Source organism: Fuchsiella alkaliacetigena (assembly GCF_023227765.1).
GTDB classification, from domain to species: domain Bacteria; phylum Bacillota; class Halanaerobiia; order Halobacteroidales; family Acetohalobiaceae; genus Fuchsiella; species Fuchsiella alkaliacetigena.
In genome coordinates this window covers 1-1375 of the sequence record NZ_JALKBZ010000112.1, presented here as the reverse complement: position 1 = coordinate 1375, position 1375 = coordinate 1, and the positions used below count along the sequence as shown (strand labels likewise).

Annotated in this window: 2 protein-coding genes and 1 pseudogene; all 3 read left to right on the top strand. The window is 30.4% G+C overall.

From position 1 onward, the window contains the following. The first annotated feature begins 123 nt into the window (after positions 1-123). The gene (locus MWH30_RS13710; RefSeq protein WP_248664662.1) at positions 124-342 is read left to right on the top strand and encodes a PEP/pyruvate-binding domain-containing protein; all 219 of its coding nucleotides are present in this window, start codon (positions 124-126) and stop codon (positions 340-342) included. A 2-nt stretch (positions 343-344) separates the two neighbouring features. Next, on the top strand, positions 345-863 hold the full coding sequence (locus MWH30_RS13705) for an MFS transporter (RefSeq protein WP_308221626.1): 519 nt from the start codon (positions 345-347) through the stop codon (positions 861-863). Between the two features lie 140 nt (positions 864-1003). Next, positions 1004-1207, top strand: a pseudogene (locus MWH30_RS14015) (TetR/AcrR family transcriptional regulator); the annotation flags it as partial. Positions 1208-1375: the final 168 nt, after the last annotated feature.

Sequence of the window (1375 nt, the reverse complement as noted above, 5' to 3'; positions counted from 1 at the left end):
TATCTTCTCTTTTAAAGAAGGTGATATACAAATAATATTTAGTTTTTGGTTACTTGCCGAATTGAGGATTAATTATTTTGAAGTTGTTTTGGATAAATTAAATTGAAAGGAAGGAGAATAATAATGAAAAATTACCAATTCGTAATTAAGCATATCAAAAAATGCTGGGCCTCTCTTTGGAATTCTCGAGCTTTATCTTATAGAATGCAACATAATATTGAAAATATAGATATAGCTCATGGAGTAGTGGTTCAGAAGTTAATTGATTCAGATAAATCAGGAGTTTTATTTACTGCTAACCCGCTAAATGGACGTAGGGATCAAATCTTACAGCTTTTTTAGCTATTTTTGGTCAAAAGATCTTTTCTAGTATTTATGGTTTATATGCTTTAGAAAGATATGGTTATGGGCCAGAACAAGTAGGGATAATTTTGATGGTGATGGGTTTAATGTATGCTTTAGCTCAAGGAATTCTTGTAGGCCCACTTACTAAAAGATTTAGTGAGAATAAGATTATAGTGGCAGCTTTGGCTGGAAATGCTGTGGGTTTTATCGCCATTTTATTGGCCAGTAGTTTTATTGGTTTACTTTTAACTATCAGCTTTTTTATGCTCTTTAATTCTATATTAAAGCCTACAGCTATATCTTTTGTCTCTAAAAATACTACGATGAGGCAGGGTGCGACAATGGGGTTAGTAGAGTCTTATATGAGTCTTGGGCGAGTCTTAGGACCTTTATGGAGTGGGTTTATCTTTGATGTTAATATTAATTATCCCTTTATCAGTGGAGGATTAATATTTTTGCTATTCTTTATTTTGCAGACTATAAGTAAAGTAAAAAGGAAGAAGGGATACCTGTGTTGAATTGAAAAAGCTTATTTTTTGTAATTTAAGCCAATTAAGTTATATAATGAGGTGAAGTATTAAATAAAGTATACTATAGTAGCTAAAAAAATGAAAGAAGAGATAAAAACGGAAACGTTAAGAATGAACTCTTAGAAGCAGCTTTAGAATTATTTGTTCAGGATGGTTATGATAATACATATATAAGAGCTATCATAGATGAGGTTGGAGTTTCTAAAGGGGCATTTTATCACTATTTTAATTCAAAAGAAGATTTAATTGAAGAATTGGTAATGAGGCATGTAAGTTCAATAGCTAAAATTTCTAAACAAATGAAAGATTACTTATTTCTGGTGTTTAGTTAAATGCAGATAAAACATATTTCTGAAAGAACGACTTAACTTGATTATACAATTTAATGAAGGAGTATAACGCGAAGTCTAGAAAATTATAATATAAGATAAACACCTAATTATGAAAGGAGTGAGTTGTCATTAAAGCAACTATTGTATTCCATAGTGTGTGCGGTAATA